Raw genomic sequence first — 16,801 nt, 5'->3', positions numbered from 1 at the left:
TCCATCCTCTATCCCAGTGAATTGTTCTGCTGTCTTGTTACTCCTGTGTGTCGTGCTGGTGGTCATAATCTATACGCGCTTTGGCGATCTTCCCATTGTTTTTGTTGACCCAGTCCACAAGCGAGGTTAAAGGTCTCAACAATGATTCTCCTATGCTCGTCAGACCGTATTCCACAGTCAGTGGGACTGTAGGCGTCGCTTTACGCCAAACTAATCCATCCCGTTCCAAATGGCGCAGGGTCTGGGTCAGCATCCGTTGTGATATCCCTCCAGAGCGCCTTTGCAACTCTTTGAACCGCAAAGCTTCAGCACCTAAATTGACTATGATCAGTACACTCCATTTGTCTCCGACCCTGTCCAGAATCTGGCGGGTAATGGAGCAATCCTCCAGCATCGGCATGAACCGGGTGGGTTCTTCCTTTGAATGTTCCAACTGTGGTTACCTCCATGTAACTTAAGCATGTAATAGTGCCTTCTTGTCCCTCAAGCCTATTCAGCTTATCATGGTTACTGTTAGTAATCAACAACCGGAAAGGAACTAATAAATCATGAAAAAGACCATTGCCATCATGGGTGCTGGACCCGGCCTAGGACTCTCAATCGCCAAAAAATTCGGAGCCAACGGATTTCAAGTGGCATTAATCTCTCGAAATGAAGAGAAGCTGAACACCCTTGTTCAGGAACTGCAAGCACTAAATATCGAGGCTGCTGCTTTTCCTGCCGACGTATACAATAAAGAACAAGTAGCCACAGCCTTCGATAATATCAAGAAAAAATACGGCTTTATCGATGTGCTCGAATTCAGCCCGACAAGTGGAAATTACCCTCCTACTCCTGCTTCACAAGTAACCGAAGAAAATGCACAGGATGCCTTTCAGGCACTGGTTGTAGCCGCTATCCGCAGCGTAGCACAGGTATTGCCTGAGATGCTGGAGAAACGCAGCGGCGCACTGCTGTTCACAACCGGATTGTCCTCCGTCTATCCCATGCAGATGATGGGTAATGTTGGCATTGCGCTTAGCGGATTAAGAAACTACGCACTTAACCTGCATGCAGATTTGGCTCCACAAGGAATCTATGTAGGTCATTTAGCACTTGGTGTATTCATTAAACCCGGCACTGCTACAGATCCAGGACTCATCGCTGATGTTTGGTATGAGATGTATATGGACAAAAGCAAAACTGAGGATACTTTTCCCCAAGGTGTGACACCGGCTACAATCATCTGGTGAGAGGTTTGCCCCATCGCTTTTGATCCATAGTGAGTTCTCCAGTATAATGGTTCCTATAGAATGCTAAACAAGACGGTCACGCATGGCCAATAAGCTTATGCCCAGGCGCTTACAAAGCCGGTTTTGCGCAGCAAAACTTAAGGAGGTACATACTCACTATGTCATACGAAACTTATTTTTCAACCCACCGGGATGAACATCTCGAAGAACTAAAACAATGGCTCAGAATTCCAAGTATTTCTGCCTTATCTGAACATAAGGACGATGTACTGAAGGCAGCCCATTGGCTGACAGACACCCTGAAAAAAGCCGGACTTGAGAACATTGAGTTGCATCCGACAGCGGGACATCCCGTTATATATGCCGATTATCTTCATGCTCCAGGCAAACCAACCATTCTCGTGTATGGTCACTACGATGTACAACCAGTAGACCCATTAAACCTATGGACCACACCTCCATTTGAACCAGAGATTCGTGATGGCAAGCTTTATGCACGCGGAGCAACAGATGACAAAGGACAAGTATTCGTTCACCTCAAAGCCATTGAGGCGATCCTGAAACAAGAAGGTACTCTTCCTGTGAATCTCAAGCTTTGCATCGAAGGGGAAGAAGAAATCGGCAGTGTGAATCTGCCTCCGTTCCTTGAAGCCAATAAAGAAAAGCTCGCTGCGGATGCGGTGTTAGTCTCCGATACATCCCTATTGGAACGCGGTCGTCCTGCCATCTGCACTGGGCTACGTGGACTAGCTTCCCTTGAAGTTGATGTAACTACCGCTTTGACAGACCTGCACTCCGGTTCTTACGGCGGCGGTGTTCCGAATGCACTGCATGCCCTAGTATCTTTACTAAGCTCGCTTCATGACGACAAAGGACGTGTATCTGTAGACGGATTCTATGATGGTGTTCCTGAACTTTCCCCAATGCTGCGGGAAGAATTCGTGAAGCAAGGTGTGAATGAAGATAAAATCCGCGAAGGTCTTGGATTGGAATCGTTATACGGGGAAGAAGGTTATTCCTTTGTAGAACGGATTGGCGCTCGTCCTACGCTTGAGCTTAACGGCGTATACGGCGGTTTCCAAGGGGAAGGCAGTAAGACGGTTATCCCTAAAGAAGCCCATGCGAAGATTACCTGCCGCCTAGTAGGCGATCAGGATCCACAGCATATCCTCGATGCCGTTGAAGCACATCTGAAGGCTAATATTCAGACCGGAGCGAAAGTGCATGTTAAGCAAATGGAGAAGGCCCGTGCCTTTAACATCGATCCGTCGAATCCTATTCTGCAAACTGCAGCAGACGCATATGGCAAAGTATATGGAACCCGTGCCCTCTTCACCAAAGACGGCGGCTCCATTCCGATCATGGAGAGCTTCTCCCGTGTACTGGAAGCACCTGTCGTTCTGATGGGCTTTGGTCTCGATGATGAGAACCTGCATGCACCGGATGAGCATTTCAACCTGGAGAACTTCGACAAGGGATTACTCACCATTGTTGAGTTCCTAAAGACTGTATAAGCTCCCTACAAACAATTAAAGCCAGGTTCCCTAAATTGGGAGCCTGGCTTTTTAGTATGCGGCCAAACAAAAGAGCATCATTGCTTAGTCCATTTATAAAACCACCATACCATTGCTATCACCATTATTATTAAAAGAAAAATCAGGCTTTTAACTGAGCTACTTATTATTAAAGGTCTTAAATAAGCGATCATTATCCGTCCCCCATATAGAATGAATATAAAAGAGATATAATCACCATATCACTTAATACAAAATATTGAAATAGCAGAGAAACTCTGTGCTTAATCACAATTATTATCCTTCATGTAATATCTCCAGCAACAAAAATAAGCAACGTTTCAATCGTCCCTGAGATATTCTCCACTTTGCCATGACCATAAGGATGAGCTTTATTCGCAGAGCGACTCGACCATCGGACCGAGAAAAAAGCAATCAACGAAGCAACTAAATCTAAGGAGGAGTGGATCGCTTCCGAGATAATTGCTACTGAACCTGTAAGTACTCCGACCATAAGCTTTAAAGAAACGATAAATGTATTGCTAAGTACAGATAGGAACGCAATCTTTGCACCATTCAAAAGTTTCACAACCTTTTCTTAAAAGTACGCTATATTAAAGTTTTTCCATTAGGCAAATAGCATAAACAAAAAAATCCCACCAACCATTAATAGGCTGATGGGATATAAAAAAACCCTTGCATCGCAAGGATTTGGAAGTTTGAATTATGGAGCGGGTGATGGGAATCGAACCCACGCTATCAGCTTGGAAGGCTGAAGTTCTACCATTGAACTACACCCGCACTAGAAAGTGAATACAAGAGTTATTGTATCATCTCTACAAGTAAAAATCAACATTTTTTTAGTTTACAGGGAAGCGCCGAGGGGTGCCTTTTTTAAAAATATCGCCTCAAACTCTGCTGGTTGAATAGGTTTGCTGAACAGAAATCCTTGAGCTTCATGACAATGCTGCTCACGCAAAAACTGCAGCTGCTCCTTGTTCTCAACACCCTCAGCCGTAACCTTCAGCTTCAAATGATGCGCCATAGAAGTGATTGTAGAGACTATAGCAGCATTGTTGCTGTCCTCCATAACCTCTGATACGAACGACCTGTCGATTTTCAATCTGTCGATTGGCATGTTCTTTAGATAATGCAGGGAGCTGTAGCCTGTACCAAAATCATCAATACTGATGAAGACACCAAGCTCTTTCAGACGTTTCAGCTGATCAAAGGCTGTTTCTTTATCCAAGGTCATACTCTCAGTAATCTCAAGGTCGACATAACACGGATCTAATCCAATGTCGGTTAAGATGGTATGAATCCTCCCTGCTAGATTAGGCTGAAGGAATTGCCGCATAGATAGGTTGATGGAGACGCAAATCGGCACATAGCCGGCCAGCTGCCATTTTTTATTCTGCAGACAAGCTGTTTTGAGTACCCATTCCCCAATCGGAACAATGAGTCCACTCTCCTCAGCTAACGGGATAAATTCCGCAGGAGAGACCAGACCACGTTTCGGATGATTCCAGCGGAGCAGAGCTTCCATTCCTACGATCTCTTCCGTCTCCAGCAAAACCTTTGGCTGATACACCAGAAAGAATTCATTGCGTTCAAGCGCTCTGCGGAGGTCATTTTCCAGCTTTAGACGTTCCTTTGCTTTCATCTGCATAGCTGGGATATACCGGCGAATCTCCACTCCCTGTTCCTTGGCATTATGTACAGCCGTATCAGCATTCTGAATCAGATGTTCCGCAGTTTCACCGTCACCGGGATAAATACTTAACCCCATACTAAGCGAAATATGGTACTCCCCCGACTCTAAGGCAATAGGTACCTCAAACAATCGATGCAGCTCCGTAGCTCGTACCAAACATTCTCCAAGACTTGCTCTCTCCATCATAAGAAAAGCGAACTCATCCGCCCCCATACTATAAAGCTCTTCAGTAGATTTGGCCTCATTCACAAGCCGCTCAGACACCAGCTTCAATAAATGGTCTCCGGCAAAATGGCCCAGGGAGTCATTTATATTCTTGAAATGATTAATATTCATAATAGCTAACGCTGAGAATTTATCGCTCGTTTTCTTCTCTCCAGCAATAATCATCTCTTCTACACGCTGCGTCAGACGACGTCTATTGGGAAGTCCCGTTAAATCATCATGATAGGCTAAATAATTGATCCGCTCCTCAGCCAACTGCTTTTCGTAAAAAGGTTCTTCAATCGTCAGACGATATACTCCGGTAAGCAGCAAGTAGTAAGCAACTCCGCTACACACCATTCCAAAAAGATCATCTATATTGCCACTACTGAATGGACTCATAAAAAAGGCTTGGCCCAAAGAGAAAAAGATAAGTGCTCGAATAATAATAAGCAGTGAGGCTGACTTTTCACTTTTTTCAGGAAATACAATAACTGCAACACCTGCCAAGTAAACAAAAAGAACTGCTAAATCAGCAATCTGCTTCAATGGATTCATCCAAGGCTTAGTTAATAACTGAGGCAATGCCGAGTGGCTGAAAATAAACAAAACAATGGAAAGCACAATCAACATGAAGGCTATTCTAAACAATTTTCTTTTTTCAGAGACAGACACGGGCTTATCTTCCCTGCTAAAAATAAACAACATTCCTAAACCGCTGATTAGTCGTGAGAGGGTTCGCAGCCACAACGATTCTTCAAAAGTTATGAATGATGAAATCAACGGGACGCCGACAAAACCCAGTGTATGCAAGAAATCAATAATACATATTCCACCAAAAAGAGCAGCGGCATATAATCTTCCTTTAGATAATCTGCTAGAGAAGAATAACCAGCCCTGTGCAAATATTGCAAATCCAAAAGCAACATTACAGCAGCCGACAATGAGATAGAGAGAAGAAATAATATCCCAATCGTCCAATCGGTTAAGCGATGTATGGAAAATTTGAATTAAAAGGAACAGCAAGGCGCCTACAGCAGCTGCTTGAATTGTCTTTTTCTCTTCTTGTCTCATAAGTCCCTCGCGTCTGAAAATAATATCTATTAATTAACATTCAAGTATAGTTATGTCCTATGTATAAATATCGGCGGGATAGGACTTTTAAGTTACATTTCTTTTATGGGCATTCAAAAGGAAGGCGCGTTTATAAGTTATATATTCATAAATCTTGCATAAATATAAACCATTTTCTGCTAGCAGGCAACCAAAAAAGCACTTCCCCCTACGAAAGGGTTCAGTGCTTCTAAGAAACTCAAGTTTATTTGTCACCAAAGGTTACTTCTGGTGTTGTAAGCTTATCAAAAAAATCAACGGATTTATCCTTGTCTGCAGATGCACGAAGTGCCATTGCTGAACGTGGATGCTCATCAAGTGTACCTGTGATCATATAAGGAATGATATAGCCCCACTCCTCTTTCTCACGCAAAGGAATCATCAGGCGTTCAATAATATCAAGCACAGGGCGCAAGGAGTAACGTGTTTTCTTCAAATGAGTTACTAACAGCTCTGTAGGGCAATTTCCTGCAGCTCGTCCCATTCCATAACAAGAAGCATCCAGTAACTCTACACCATTCTCAGCAGCAATCAACGTGTTGGAGAACGCCAACTGAAGATTATTGTGAGTATGTACGCCTAGACGTTTGTTTGGCAGATGTGTCTTGAACTTCTCAACCAGATAATTCATGTCATTGTGATCCAAGCTGCCGTATGAATCTACAATATATACCACATCAACAACGCTCTCACGGATCATTTCAAAAGCTTCCAACAATTCATTCTCCATAACATTAGACAAAGCCATAATGTTGATCGTTGTCTCATAGCCTAGATCATGGAAAGTTTGTACCAATTGCAGGGCTTTCTCTACATCTTTGCTGTAGCATGCCACACGAATCAAATCCAGCATACTTTCGCTGCGAGGCAAAATATCATTCTCATCCACGCGGCCGATATCAACCAAAGCAGATAGCTTGGTGTGACCTTTTTGCGGAATCACTTTACGCAGGAAATCATCGTCCAGAAAACGCCATGGTCCGGCACCCTCTGCTCCTTTGAGCAATTTTGGTGAATTTTTATAACCGATTTCCATATAATCAACACCAGCTTCATTCAAGCCGGCATATAAGTTTTGTACAAATTCCACACTAAAATCCCAGTTGTTCACTAGGCCCCCATCTCGGATGGTGCAGTCAACAATCTTACATTGATTAGTCTTCATAATTATCTCCCTTCAACTATTGCAATCATTATAACCGCGAATATAGCTTTACTATGCAATTTATATCGTATAATCATACTTTAATGAAGAATAAAATGTAAAGGAATTTCATCTTCTTCTCTTTAATGCTATTACCACATCGTGTCAGCGACAATGATCACAGTAAATAAGCCCTAAAAATGCTACATTACAAGAAAATCATTGAGATTGATTATCAGTCTCTTTTGGAGGGATAAAAATGGCTTCTACCTCTTGCTCATTACTGCGACTACAACCGGGTTCGACCGGATATATTCATAAAATAGAAGGAATCAACCCCATCCTGCGTCGTCGTCTGGCTGATCTTGGAGTGTCCGAGGGTGTGAGCATTCGCCTGAAAGGAAAAGGACCTTTTTTAGGACCTATTACCTTGGAATGCAATGGACAACTGTTCGCCATCCGCCGGAAGGAAGCTTCATTGATTGAGGTGAACGTGTCTTGAGTTCAATAGCACTTGTAGGTAACCCCAATACAGGTAAAACCTCTCTCTTCAATACATTGACCTCCTCATACGAATATGTTGGTAACTGGTCAGGGGTAACGGTAGAAAAGAAGATCGGCAGCCTGAAGAACGGCGCTGGCAAGCTCATTGATTTGCCGGGCATCTATTCCTTGCACCCACTCTCACGTGATGAGGGAGTTGCTGCCCAGTATTTAATAGAAGAATCTCCTGAAGCCTTAATTAATATCGTGGATGCTTCACAGCTGGAACGAAATCTGCTGCTCACGCTTCAATTACTTGAGTATGGCAAACCTACCTTACTCGGACTGAATATGATTGACGTCGCCAATGCACGTGGAATTCGCATCAATCATGAAGTCTTACAATCACGACTGGGTATAACTGTCCTCCCGCTTGTTGCAAGAACGGGAAAAGGCTGCGCACAAGTCCTCAGTATTTTAGAGAAATCCTCTGCGATTCCCGCTGTAAAGTTCAAGTTGAACTATGGTGAGATTGTAGAGCATGCGATATCTTCTATAGAAAAGGAATTACTTCCTATCAAGGACTTACCCAATCACCGCTGGATTGCTCTACAGCTTATGGAGCAGAATCCGGTTATTCTTCATTTTCTAAAGACACGTATGGACACCACCCGCCTGCTAAATATCTGTGAATCCTGTCAGAGTGAGCTACAGATCAAAAAGCTGGCCCTGACGCTCCCCCAATGGATTCGCTCACAGCGTATGGATTATATCCACTCCATTTGTGAGGTTGTACTTGATACAACAACGCAGAAGCCTCATAACTTAACAGAAAAATTAGATTCCATATTGACGCATCGTTTTCTAGGACTGCCCTTATTTATCTTCTTTATGTATGCTCTCTTTAAGACCACATTTGACTGGGTCGGCGGACCTCTATCAGATCTCCTCGATGGCCTGATCTCCGGACCGATTAGTGATGGAGCCAATTCCCTGCTACAGACGCTTGGAGCATCCAGCTTCACCCATGCCCTGATCGTCGATGGATTAATTAGCGGTGTAGGGGGCGTCCTCGTCTTTGTCCCGCAAATCTTCATTCTCTTCCTGATCATTTCCTTCTTGGAGGATTCAGGATACATGGCTCGGGTTTGCTTATTAATGGACAGCACGATGGAACGTATGGGACTAAACGGAAAAGCATTTATTCCATTCATCATTGGCTTTGGCTGCAATGTACCTGCCATAATGGCGGCGCGCAGCATCGAACAGCCCAAAGACCGAATGCTGACCACCTTGCTAATGCCACTTATGTCCTGCTCTGCGAGACTGCCTGTTTACGCTTTATTCGCAGCTGTGTTTTTTCCGGCGCAAGAGGCCGTAGCAGTTCTGTCCATGTATGTGATGGGTATTGTGTTTGCGCTGATTCTTTGTAAGGTATTCTCTAAATATTTATTCAAAAATGAATCCTCAGTTTTCATGATCGAGCTTCCACCTTATCGCATGCCGCAGATCAAGACCTTATCGCGCAGCACTTGGGAAAAGGGCAAAGGTTTCCTGCGAAAAGCTGGAACTATTATTCTTGCAGGCTCAGCAATTATTTGGTTTATGTCTTATGCCGGTCCTGGCGGGTTTGATGTGGACATGGATCACAGCTTCCTGGCTAAGTTTGGAGGTATGATCGCCCCGCTACTGGCACCGCTTGGTTTCGGAACATGGCAGGCTGGCTCTACATTGGTTCCGGGCTTTTTGGCAAAAGAGGTCGTAGTCTCTACCATGAATATCATCTATCACGCACCAGATGCTGCTGGTTTAGAAAATCAAATTTCTCAAGTCTTCACACCATTGAGTTCGATCAGCTTTATGGCCTTTATCCTGCTATATATTCCTTGTTTGGCTACTGTAGGGGTAATCAAAAAAGAAACAGCGTCTTGGAAATGGACCTTCTTCTCCATGGGCTATTCTCTCGTTCTGGCGTATATCGTATCTTTAATTATTTTTCAAGGCGGACGGTTATTAGGATGGTCGTAGACTTGTAAATTATAAGATTCTCATGATGAAAGTGGGGTACCATTATGATAAATGTTGTGATTGTCGCCTTAATTTTCGGTTATTCTGGCTGGACCATCTATCGACATGTGCAAAAGGGGAAGCAGGGCGCTTGTGCAGGCTGTGATAAAGGAAAAAGCTGCTCGGCAGCATCGATGGATTCCCCTCTTTCTTGTTGTTCAACACCGGTTAACAACAAGAAGTAAGCTTGTAAAACGAGCAATAAATAGAGATTTATCGTTTAGCCTCCTTAACTAACGGGTATGTTTGTTATAAGCAACTACAGACAATACCAAGGAGGTAATTCCTATGAATACCAAAAAGACATTATTTACAACAGTCGCATTGGGAGCAGTATATTTACTGAAGAATAAGGGAACTCGCGATAAAATTATGAACGGCATTCAATCCTACACTTCCCAATCGAAGGCCAAAAAATCCAGTGGTACTGTTTAAGCTTCTGCTCTTGGATTTCAATAAAGGGGTGTTCCCTAAACCAGAGTCTGGTTTAGGGAACACCCCTTGTTGTTTAGAACGGACAGCTCCCCGGATGTTTAGATCTCGCTTTCGCTCAGCAGCCACTGAATGATAGAACGAACCATGACACCTGTTGCTCCCTTAGGATTAACTCCACGTTCTTTAGATACATATGCAGTGCCAGCAATATCTAGATGAATCCATGGCAAGCCCTCAGCAAACTCACCTACAAATAATCCGCCTGTAGTAGCTCCACCATATCTTCCAGCAGTGTTACGGATATCGGCAACCTCGCTCTTTAGCATTTCACGAAATTCCGGGTATGCCGGAAGCTGCCAGACCTTTTCCCCTGAATAGCTTGAAGCGGCCAGAAATCGCTCCAGAAACGCTTCATCATTAGTCACAGCACCTGTTGCTATATCTCCCAAAGTGGACAACACAGCGCCTGTCAGCGTAGCTACATCGATAATACGTTTCGCTCCCCATTCCCGAGCATAAGTCAGCGCATCTCCCAGGACAATTCTGCCTTCAGCGTCGGTATTCAACACTTCTATTGTTCGTCCGCTCATGGAGGTAATAACATCTCCAGGCTTAAAAGCATTGGCCGATGGCATATTCTCCGCAGATGGAATAACCATAACGACATTCATTCGTGGACGTAAGCGGCCAAGCGCCTCCATTACTCCGATTACAGCCGCTGCCCCTCCCATATCACTAATCAGCTCTTCCATACCTGGTGCTCTTTTTAAGGAGATCCCGCCGGTGTCAAAGGTAACTCCCTTCCCTACAAGCCCCACTACGTTATCCCAATTCCCTGTCCCCTGATAACGGATGACGATCATTCGTGGAGGGTTTACACTTCCTTTTCCGACGGCGAGCAATCCGCCCATTCCTTTTTGCTCAATTTCCCGTTCGTCCAGCACCTCAGAAGGAAAGCCATATCGTTCAGCAACCTCTATAGCGGCCACAGCAAGGTCTGAGGGGGTCAATAGATTACCAGGCATGTTGGTCAAGCTCCGCGCCAAATTCGTGGCCTCACCGAAAGCTAGCCCCTTCTGAATGCCTTCAGTCCATTCCCGCCCGGCAGTACCCTCTAATTTCTCTTTTATAGTGAAAACAACTGCTGTTGGGCCTGTATAAAAAGACTGCACCTGCTTATAGGTAGTCCGACGATAGGAACCAAGCATAAGCCCCTCCGTCAGTGCATAAGCAATAGAAGTCACATCCTTCTCTACGGTAAGCTCCTGTAATTTTTCCGGCACTTCAAATACCAGCTTGAGCGCCTTCAAACGAAGTGCTGCACGGGCTGTCTGAGCCCCCATTTGCCTTAGATCCTCAGTCGTGAGAAGTTGGTCCCCCCTGCCAACCAAAATAACAACAGGACAACCAGATGAATTCTCAGCAGGTAGTACATAAGTCTGATTAAGCTTGCCTTTAAATAAACCTGCCTTTCCCAATAGGCGAATTCTGTCATCCCAGCCCTCGGAAAAGCCTCCATTTTCGACCTCAGACTCAGAAATAATAAAGATAAGGGCATCACCCTGCACATTGTTGGCAACACCACTGTTGTATTCTATATTCATTGTGATTCCCTCCATTTGTTTCCCCAAACCAACACCCATTGTAACATAAGCAAAGGCTGATCTCCGCATCTGTATTATCCGCAGGGATCAGCCTCTTATTACTTATTCTAATGGATTAATGGCAAAGAGATCACAAAATGAGTACCCTCGTTAACTCTGCTGCTAACAGAAATGCATCCGCCATGATTTTTGATGATGCGGTCACTTACGGAAAGACCCAATCCTGTACCATTCTCTTTGGTAGTAAAGAAAGGATTAAATAACCTGTCCAGTGTACGAATATCCATTCCTTTACCGTTGTCAGATATGAAAATACGGACCTCAGAGCCTTCTCTGCGGGCACCAACTTCGATTTTCCCCATCGAATCATCTTCTCGATCCGCTACAGCCTCCATTGCATTTCTAATCATATTAAGCACGACTTGCTTCATCTGTTTGACATCGCCAGAAATCACCATGTCCTCTTGAAGAGGATGAAGATTGATCTGGCAGCCTTTCATTAAAGCTTCGCTCTCTGTAAGGAGAACAACCTCCTTAAGCAATGCGGACACGGGTATCATCCCCACCTGCGGAACTGACGGCTTAGAGGAGGACAGAAATTCATGAATAATATCGTTCGCACGATCGATCTCGGCCAATATAATCTTGGCATATTCCTCTTTCCCCAGTTGATGCAAGTATGGATGAAGCAGTTGAATAAATCCCCGGATCGCGGTCAACGGATTCCGGATTTCATGGGCAATAGATGCGGATAATTTGCCTAGCATAGCCAAGCTATCGTTCTGGTAAGCCGTTTGTTCGATTAACTTATAATCCGAGATTTCCTTGACAGTGAACAAATAACAGCCTTTCATTTGCTCTCCGCAGCATAAAGTAACCTTCCAGTAACGGCCATACTCGTCTAGAAACTCATAATTTGATTTTCCTTTGTATACCATCTCTCTGTAGCTCTGCAGTACTTGTTTTTTCTTGGAACGGCTCAGTCGAATATTAGACAGCAGATGGGAAAATGTGCAGCCCACAAGAGAGTGACGGGTAAGCTCAAGCATCCCGTACATTTGCTTATTTACAAAACTTATAACTCCCTCTTCATCAAAAAGCATGATTCCGCTGTCAATATTCTCTAGAACATCCTCGTATGTAGTATCCACAGGTCCAGTTTGATAGGTTCTTCCCGGTAATAGAAGACTTTCTTGATATTGGCTAATCACGATACGAAGTTCCCCCTTTTACTGCATTTGACGAAGACGCTTAAGCGACATCAAATTACTATGTATTTGAGTGTATGACGAAGCCGCCAGAACATTCGGTAATCGTTGCACTTTTTCCAACCGGTTCAATTATATTCCAATCATATCCAAGAGAACTAGACAACGCAATCGGAGAAACTGTCGAATGGTAAAAAAATTCATAAAATGATTCCAAAGACATATGAAACATCACATCAAATTATATTTATTGCTATTTATTCGCCTAAATGATTTAAAACAATCTAAAAAGGATCACGAAAAGCTAAAAAGGATTATAAAAAGCTAAAAAGCCCCCGCGATTGCGGAGGCTTACATGGAAAAATGGGGCATGCCCAAAAAATTAGTAATAAACTTATGCCTTTTGTTGCAGGCGTAGACGGCGATGACTCATCACAGCTAACCTTTTTTTCAATTCCCGTTCCCACTTGGTATCCTCAATCTGTTTGGCTACAGCTAGCAGGTCAAGCGCCATATCGATTTGATTGCGTACAACGGCTAGAGGATCTTCACTCTCGACGTTAATGACGTTCTCGAATATTGCAGTTTCGTCTTCCATGACATAGTCCTGAAAGTCCACGTCGGTAACACCATCTCCATGTGCATATTCCGCTAAGATCTCATATTCATTCTCGACCTTGTAGTGAACCTCCACACGATGACATACCGGACAAAAAAGCAGGGGAACATTATGGACTTGCGTGCGATAATGTTTTAGGGTCCCCTTTGTTCCTACCATACTCGCTCCACAGCAAAAGCTCATATTTGTTCGCCCTCCTTAGAAATAACCCTTTGATTGTTTATTATTGTATTACATTACCCCAATGGAGATTCCTCCACTCGAGGACATAATATAACTTTTCGCGCCTATTTTCAAATCTATTTAGATATACAAGATCTTTTGGAGCAAAAAACCCCCTTACAGAAAATTTTCTGCAAGGAGGTAGAAATCAGAATATCAAGGATCACTATGATAACGGTCTAAAATTTACAGATTCTTATCTCCCGGCTTCCAGTTCATTGGGCATAAACCACCAGATTGCAAGGCTTGCAGAACACGAAGTGTTTCTTCCACGCTGCGGCCTACATCATTGTGGTTAACGACTTGATATTTCAATTCGCCTTCAGGATCGATTATGAACAAACCACGCAATGCGATACCTTCTTCTTCAATCAGAATGCCATAGTCTTTAGAGACTTGTTTCGTAATATCAGCTGCAAGCGGGAAATTCAAACGACCCAGGCCATTAGAATCCTTAGGGGTATTGATCCAAGCTTTGTGGCTGTGGATCGAATCGATGCTTGCGCCGAGAATCGCTGTATCAAGTGCTTCAAACTGTGCTGCTGCGTCACTGAGCGCTGTGATTTCAGTTGGACATACAAATGTGAAATCAAGCGGATAGAAGAAGAATACAAGCCATTTGCCACGATAATCAGACAAGCTTACTTTACCAAAATCCTTACCATCACCTGATACGGTTTCCATAGTAAAATCGGGAGCCGGTCTACCTACTAAACGTTCCGCCATTGCTAGAATCCTCCCTCTGATTATGTAAGAAAAAGTACCATTTGTATCTCTCAATATACTGAAATATATTGAAATTTGCAGAAATCAATAATATCTTGTCTACTAAACAAATGGTATCATCGCACAAAATCAAAGTCAAGATTAGATCAATTATTTATTTATAATCATTATAAACTAATAATTAAGCTTTGCGGATTGCTGCAACAATCAGGTCGCCCATTTCAGTTGTACTGATCGCTTTGCTCTTATCCACGGCGATATCACTTGTACGGTGTCCTGCATCCAATACTGCAGCAACTGCAGCTTCGATTGCAGCAGCAGCATCCTCATAACCAAAGGTTAAGCGGAACATAAGGGCCAGCGACAAGATTGTTGCGATCGGGTTCGCAAGCCCTTGTCCGGCAATATCAGGAGCAGAGCCGTGAACGGGCTCGTAGAGACCATAGTTGCCGTCACCCATCGAAGCCGAAGCAAGCATACCGATAGAACCTGTCAGCATAGCAGCCTCGTCGCTCAGGATATCACCAAACATGTTCTCAGTAACGATAACGTCAAAGCTAGATGGACGGCGCAGCAGCTGCATTGCGCAGTTATCAACCAGTACATGCTCTACCTCTACCTCCGGATATTCTGGAGCGATCTTATTCACAACCTCACGCCACAAACGTGAAGTTTCAAGTACATTCGCTTTATCAACACTCGCCAGTTTATTGCGGCGCTTGCCGGCAATTTCAAAAGCTTGGCGGACAATTCGTTCTACTTCCATTACGTTATATACACAGGTATCCACAGCTTCTTCACCATGTTCTCCTTGACGGCGCAATTTATCTCCGAAATAAATCCCGCCAGTCAGTTCGCGAACTACCATAAGATCTGTGCCTTCCAGGACTTCAGGCTTCAAAGTCGAAGCATCCTTAAGACAGTCAAATACGACAGCTGGACGCAGGTTGGAGAACAACCCCAGTGCTTTGCGAATTCCGAGCAGTCCGGTTTCAGGACGAAGCTCCTTTGGATTATTATCCCATTTCGGTCCACCAACAGCACCCAATAACACAGCATCTGCGCTACGACAGATTTCAAGTGTATCTTCCGGCAGCGGAGTGCCCTTCTCGTCTATAGCGATACCGCCAAATAATGCATGCTCTGTTTCAAAGGCATAACCGAATACTTCTTCTGTTACTTTCAATACTTTTTCCGCTTCTGCTACAACTTCTGGTCCAATACCGTCCCCTGCGATAACGGCGATTTTTTTAACTTCACTCATCTCAGTCACTCCTCAAGTTTTCTGCTCTAACAGACATAGTTCTTCTTTATATTGTTGTATCATACCCAGTCGTAAAGGACAAAGATATAGATTCTATTGAACTGATAGGTATAGCCTATAAACAGTGAGAATCAGAACACCACCGTAAATGCTGAGCATATTTGCTCTTAGTTCTGAAGATGTTTACAATTAATATGAAGTCATCTATCAAAGGAGTGAATGCGAAGTGCATTATACAAAGCTTGGCAAATCCGGCATGAAGGTCAGTCGCCTATGTCTAGGAACGATGAATTTTGGCCCACAGACGGATGAAAAAGAAGCCTTCCGCATCATGGACGCTGCACTGGATGCAGGTGTTAATTTTTTTGATACCGCTAACATTTACGGCTGGGGCGAAAATTCTGGCCTGACTGAAACCATTATCGGACGCTGGTTTAAACAAGGCGGCGGGCGGCGGGAAAAGGTTGTACTAGCCACCAAAGTTTATGGAGCCATGAATGATAAGCTTGATGGTCCTAATGATGAAGAAGGATTATCCTCATACATCATTCGCCGCCATCTTGAAGGGTCCCTGCAGCGTCTTCAGACCGATCATATTGAATTGTACCAGATGCATCATATAGACCGCAGTACGTCCTGGGAAGAGCTCTGGGGGGCTTTCGAGCTGGCTGTGAGTCAAGGCAAGATTGGTTATGTCGGTTCCAGTAACTTTGCAGGCTGGGATATCGCCATAGCACAACAAGAAGCAAAGGCTCGTGGTTTTCTTGGACTAGTCTCAGAGCAGCATAAATACAGTCTGACCTGTCGGCTTCCTGAACTTGAAGTTTTGCCAGCCGCTCGCCATCTGGGACTAGGTATTATTCCTTGGAGCCCACTCGATGGAGGTCTTCTCGGAAGAAATGCACTCAAAAAAATAGAGGGCAGCCGAAGTGGCGGAAATGCAGATCGTGTAGAGCAGCACAAGAGCCAGCTTGAGGCTTTTGCCAGCTTATGTATGGAGCTGGGAGAACCACAGGATAATGTCGCTCTTGCTTGGCTACTGGCTAATCCTGCTGTAACAGCTCCTATTATCGGCCCCCGCACACTGGAGCAATTCGAGAGCGCGCTGCGCAGTCTTGAGATTGTACTAGATGAAGCTGTGCTTAAACGACTAGATGAAATATTCCCTGGACCCGGCGGTGAAGCCCCTAAAGCCTATGCTTGGTAGGTAAGTTCTATCATAAAAGGAGCTGAGGCCTCAGCAGAATCCATT

At 44.2% G+C, this 16,801-nt stretch carries 15 protein-coding genes, 1 tRNA gene and 1 pseudogene; 7 read left to right on the top strand and 10 right to left on the bottom strand.

Features of this window, described 5'->3' with window-relative positions; translation table 11 throughout:
• Window positions 1–37 precede the first annotated feature (37 nt).
• Window positions 38–433 carry a winged helix-turn-helix transcriptional regulator gene (locus NSQ91_RS06525; RefSeq protein ID WP_256716524.1) on the bottom strand — a complete coding sequence of 132 codons (396 nt, stop codon included), beginning with the start codon at window positions 431–433 and terminating at the stop codon, window positions 38–40.
• A 115-nt stretch (window positions 434–548) separates the two neighbouring features.
• Here NSQ91_RS06525 and NSQ91_RS06520 point away from each other — a divergent pair, with 115 nt between their 5' ends.
• Window positions 549–1,232: an SDR family NAD(P)-dependent oxidoreductase gene (locus tag NSQ91_RS06520; protein WP_076282243.1), complete on the top strand. Its 684-nt coding sequence runs from the start codon at window positions 549–551 to the stop codon at window positions 1,230–1,232.
• Between the two features lie 158 nt (window positions 1,233–1,390).
• On the top strand, window positions 1,391–2,746 hold the full coding sequence (locus NSQ91_RS06515; protein ID WP_036680069.1) for a dipeptidase: 1,356 nt from the start codon (window positions 1,391–1,393) through the stop codon (window positions 2,744–2,746).
• Between the two features lie 316 nt (window positions 2,747–3,062).
• Here the strand turns inward: NSQ91_RS06515 and NSQ91_RS06510 are convergent.
• From NSQ91_RS06510 to NSQ91_RS06495, 4 genes and pseudogenes are all read right to left on the bottom strand, one after another.
• A pseudogene (locus NSQ91_RS06510) lies at window positions 3,063–3,326 on the bottom strand (cation diffusion facilitator family transporter); the annotation flags it as partial.
• A gap of 147 nt (window positions 3,327–3,473) precedes the next feature.
• Window positions 3,474–3,547: transfer RNA gene (locus tag NSQ91_RS06505), tRNA-Gly, on the bottom strand.
• Between the two features lie 64 nt (window positions 3,548–3,611).
• Entirely contained in the window at window positions 3,612–5,738 is a 2,127-nt protein-coding gene (locus tag NSQ91_RS06500; protein ID WP_076192986.1) for a putative bifunctional diguanylate cyclase/phosphodiesterase, read from the bottom strand.
• A 244-nt stretch (window positions 5,739–5,982) separates the two neighbouring features.
• Complete coding sequence (locus NSQ91_RS06495; protein WP_339189972.1) at window positions 5,983–6,942, bottom strand: aldolase catalytic domain-containing protein; 960 nt, start codon at window positions 6,940–6,942, stop codon at window positions 5,983–5,985.
• 238 nt (window positions 6,943–7,180) lie between these two features.
• Between NSQ91_RS06495 and NSQ91_RS06490 the strand changes: the two genes are divergently transcribed.
• The 4 genes from NSQ91_RS06490 to NSQ91_RS06475 all read left to right on the top strand — a co-directional run bounded on the left by NSQ91_RS06490 (window position 7,181) and on the right by NSQ91_RS06475 (window position 9,906).
• A complete protein-coding gene (locus NSQ91_RS06490) occupies window positions 7,181–7,423 on the top strand; it encodes a FeoA family protein (protein WP_036680093.1) in 243 nt (80 codons plus the stop codon).
• Window positions 7,420–9,432, top strand: a complete 2,013-nt coding sequence (gene feoB, locus NSQ91_RS06485; protein WP_076125470.1) for a ferrous iron transport protein B — start codon at window positions 7,420–7,422, stop codon at window positions 9,430–9,432. Before NSQ91_RS06490 ends, feoB begins: the two co-directional genes overlap by 4 nt.
• A 44-nt stretch (window positions 9,433–9,476) precedes the next feature.
• Window positions 9,477–9,656, top strand: coding sequence for a FeoB-associated Cys-rich membrane protein (locus NSQ91_RS06480; RefSeq protein WP_038569228.1), 180 nt, complete (start codon window positions 9,477–9,479; stop codon window positions 9,654–9,656).
• Between the two features lie 103 nt (window positions 9,657–9,759).
• Window positions 9,760–9,906 (top strand): hypothetical protein, encoded by a 147-nt coding sequence (locus tag NSQ91_RS06475; protein ID WP_172628785.1) that lies wholly within the window; start codon window positions 9,760–9,762, stop codon window positions 9,904–9,906.
• Between the two features lie 98 nt (window positions 9,907–10,004).
• On the opposite strand, the gene NSQ91_RS06470 is transcribed toward NSQ91_RS06475, so the two are convergent.
• The 5 genes from NSQ91_RS06470 to leuB all read right to left on the bottom strand — a co-directional run bounded on the left by NSQ91_RS06470 (window position 10,005) and on the right by leuB (window position 15,549).
• Entirely contained in the window at window positions 10,005–11,510 is a 1,506-nt protein-coding gene (locus NSQ91_RS06470; RefSeq protein ID WP_340916996.1) for a leucyl aminopeptidase, read from the bottom strand.
• Window positions 11,511–11,617: 107 nt separating this feature from the next.
• A complete protein-coding gene (locus NSQ91_RS06465) occupies window positions 11,618–12,721 on the bottom strand; it encodes an ATP-binding protein (RefSeq protein WP_076125474.1) in 1,104 nt (367 codons plus the stop codon).
• Window positions 12,722–13,112: 391 nt separating this feature from the next.
• A complete protein-coding gene (locus tag NSQ91_RS06460) occupies window positions 13,113–13,520 on the bottom strand; it encodes a hypothetical protein (protein ID WP_340916993.1) in 408 nt (135 codons plus the stop codon).
• Between the two features lie 225 nt (window positions 13,521–13,745).
• Complete coding sequence (locus NSQ91_RS06455; RefSeq protein WP_036680102.1) at window positions 13,746–14,285, bottom strand: peroxiredoxin; 540 nt, start codon at window positions 14,283–14,285, stop codon at window positions 13,746–13,748.
• Window positions 14,286–14,466: 181 nt separating this feature from the next.
• Window positions 14,467–15,549: a 3-isopropylmalate dehydrogenase gene (leuB, locus tag NSQ91_RS06450; RefSeq protein ID WP_036680106.1), complete on the bottom strand. Its 1,083-nt coding sequence runs from the start codon at window positions 15,547–15,549 to the stop codon at window positions 14,467–14,469.
• Between the two features lie 226 nt (window positions 15,550–15,775).
• On the opposite strand from leuB, the gene NSQ91_RS06445 reads away from it, so the two are divergent.
• Window positions 15,776–16,756, top strand: coding sequence for an aldo/keto reductase (locus NSQ91_RS06445; RefSeq protein ID WP_076218520.1), 981 nt, complete (start codon window positions 15,776–15,778; stop codon window positions 16,754–16,756).
• The last annotated feature ends 45 nt before the right edge of the window (window positions 16,757–16,801 follow it).

It is taken from the genome of Paenibacillus sp. FSL R7-0048 (assembly GCF_038004505.1).
GTDB lineage: Bacteria > Bacillota > Bacilli > Paenibacillales > Paenibacillaceae > Paenibacillus_AQ > Paenibacillus_AQ odorifer.
This window is presented reverse-complemented; position numbering and strand designations above follow the sequence as displayed.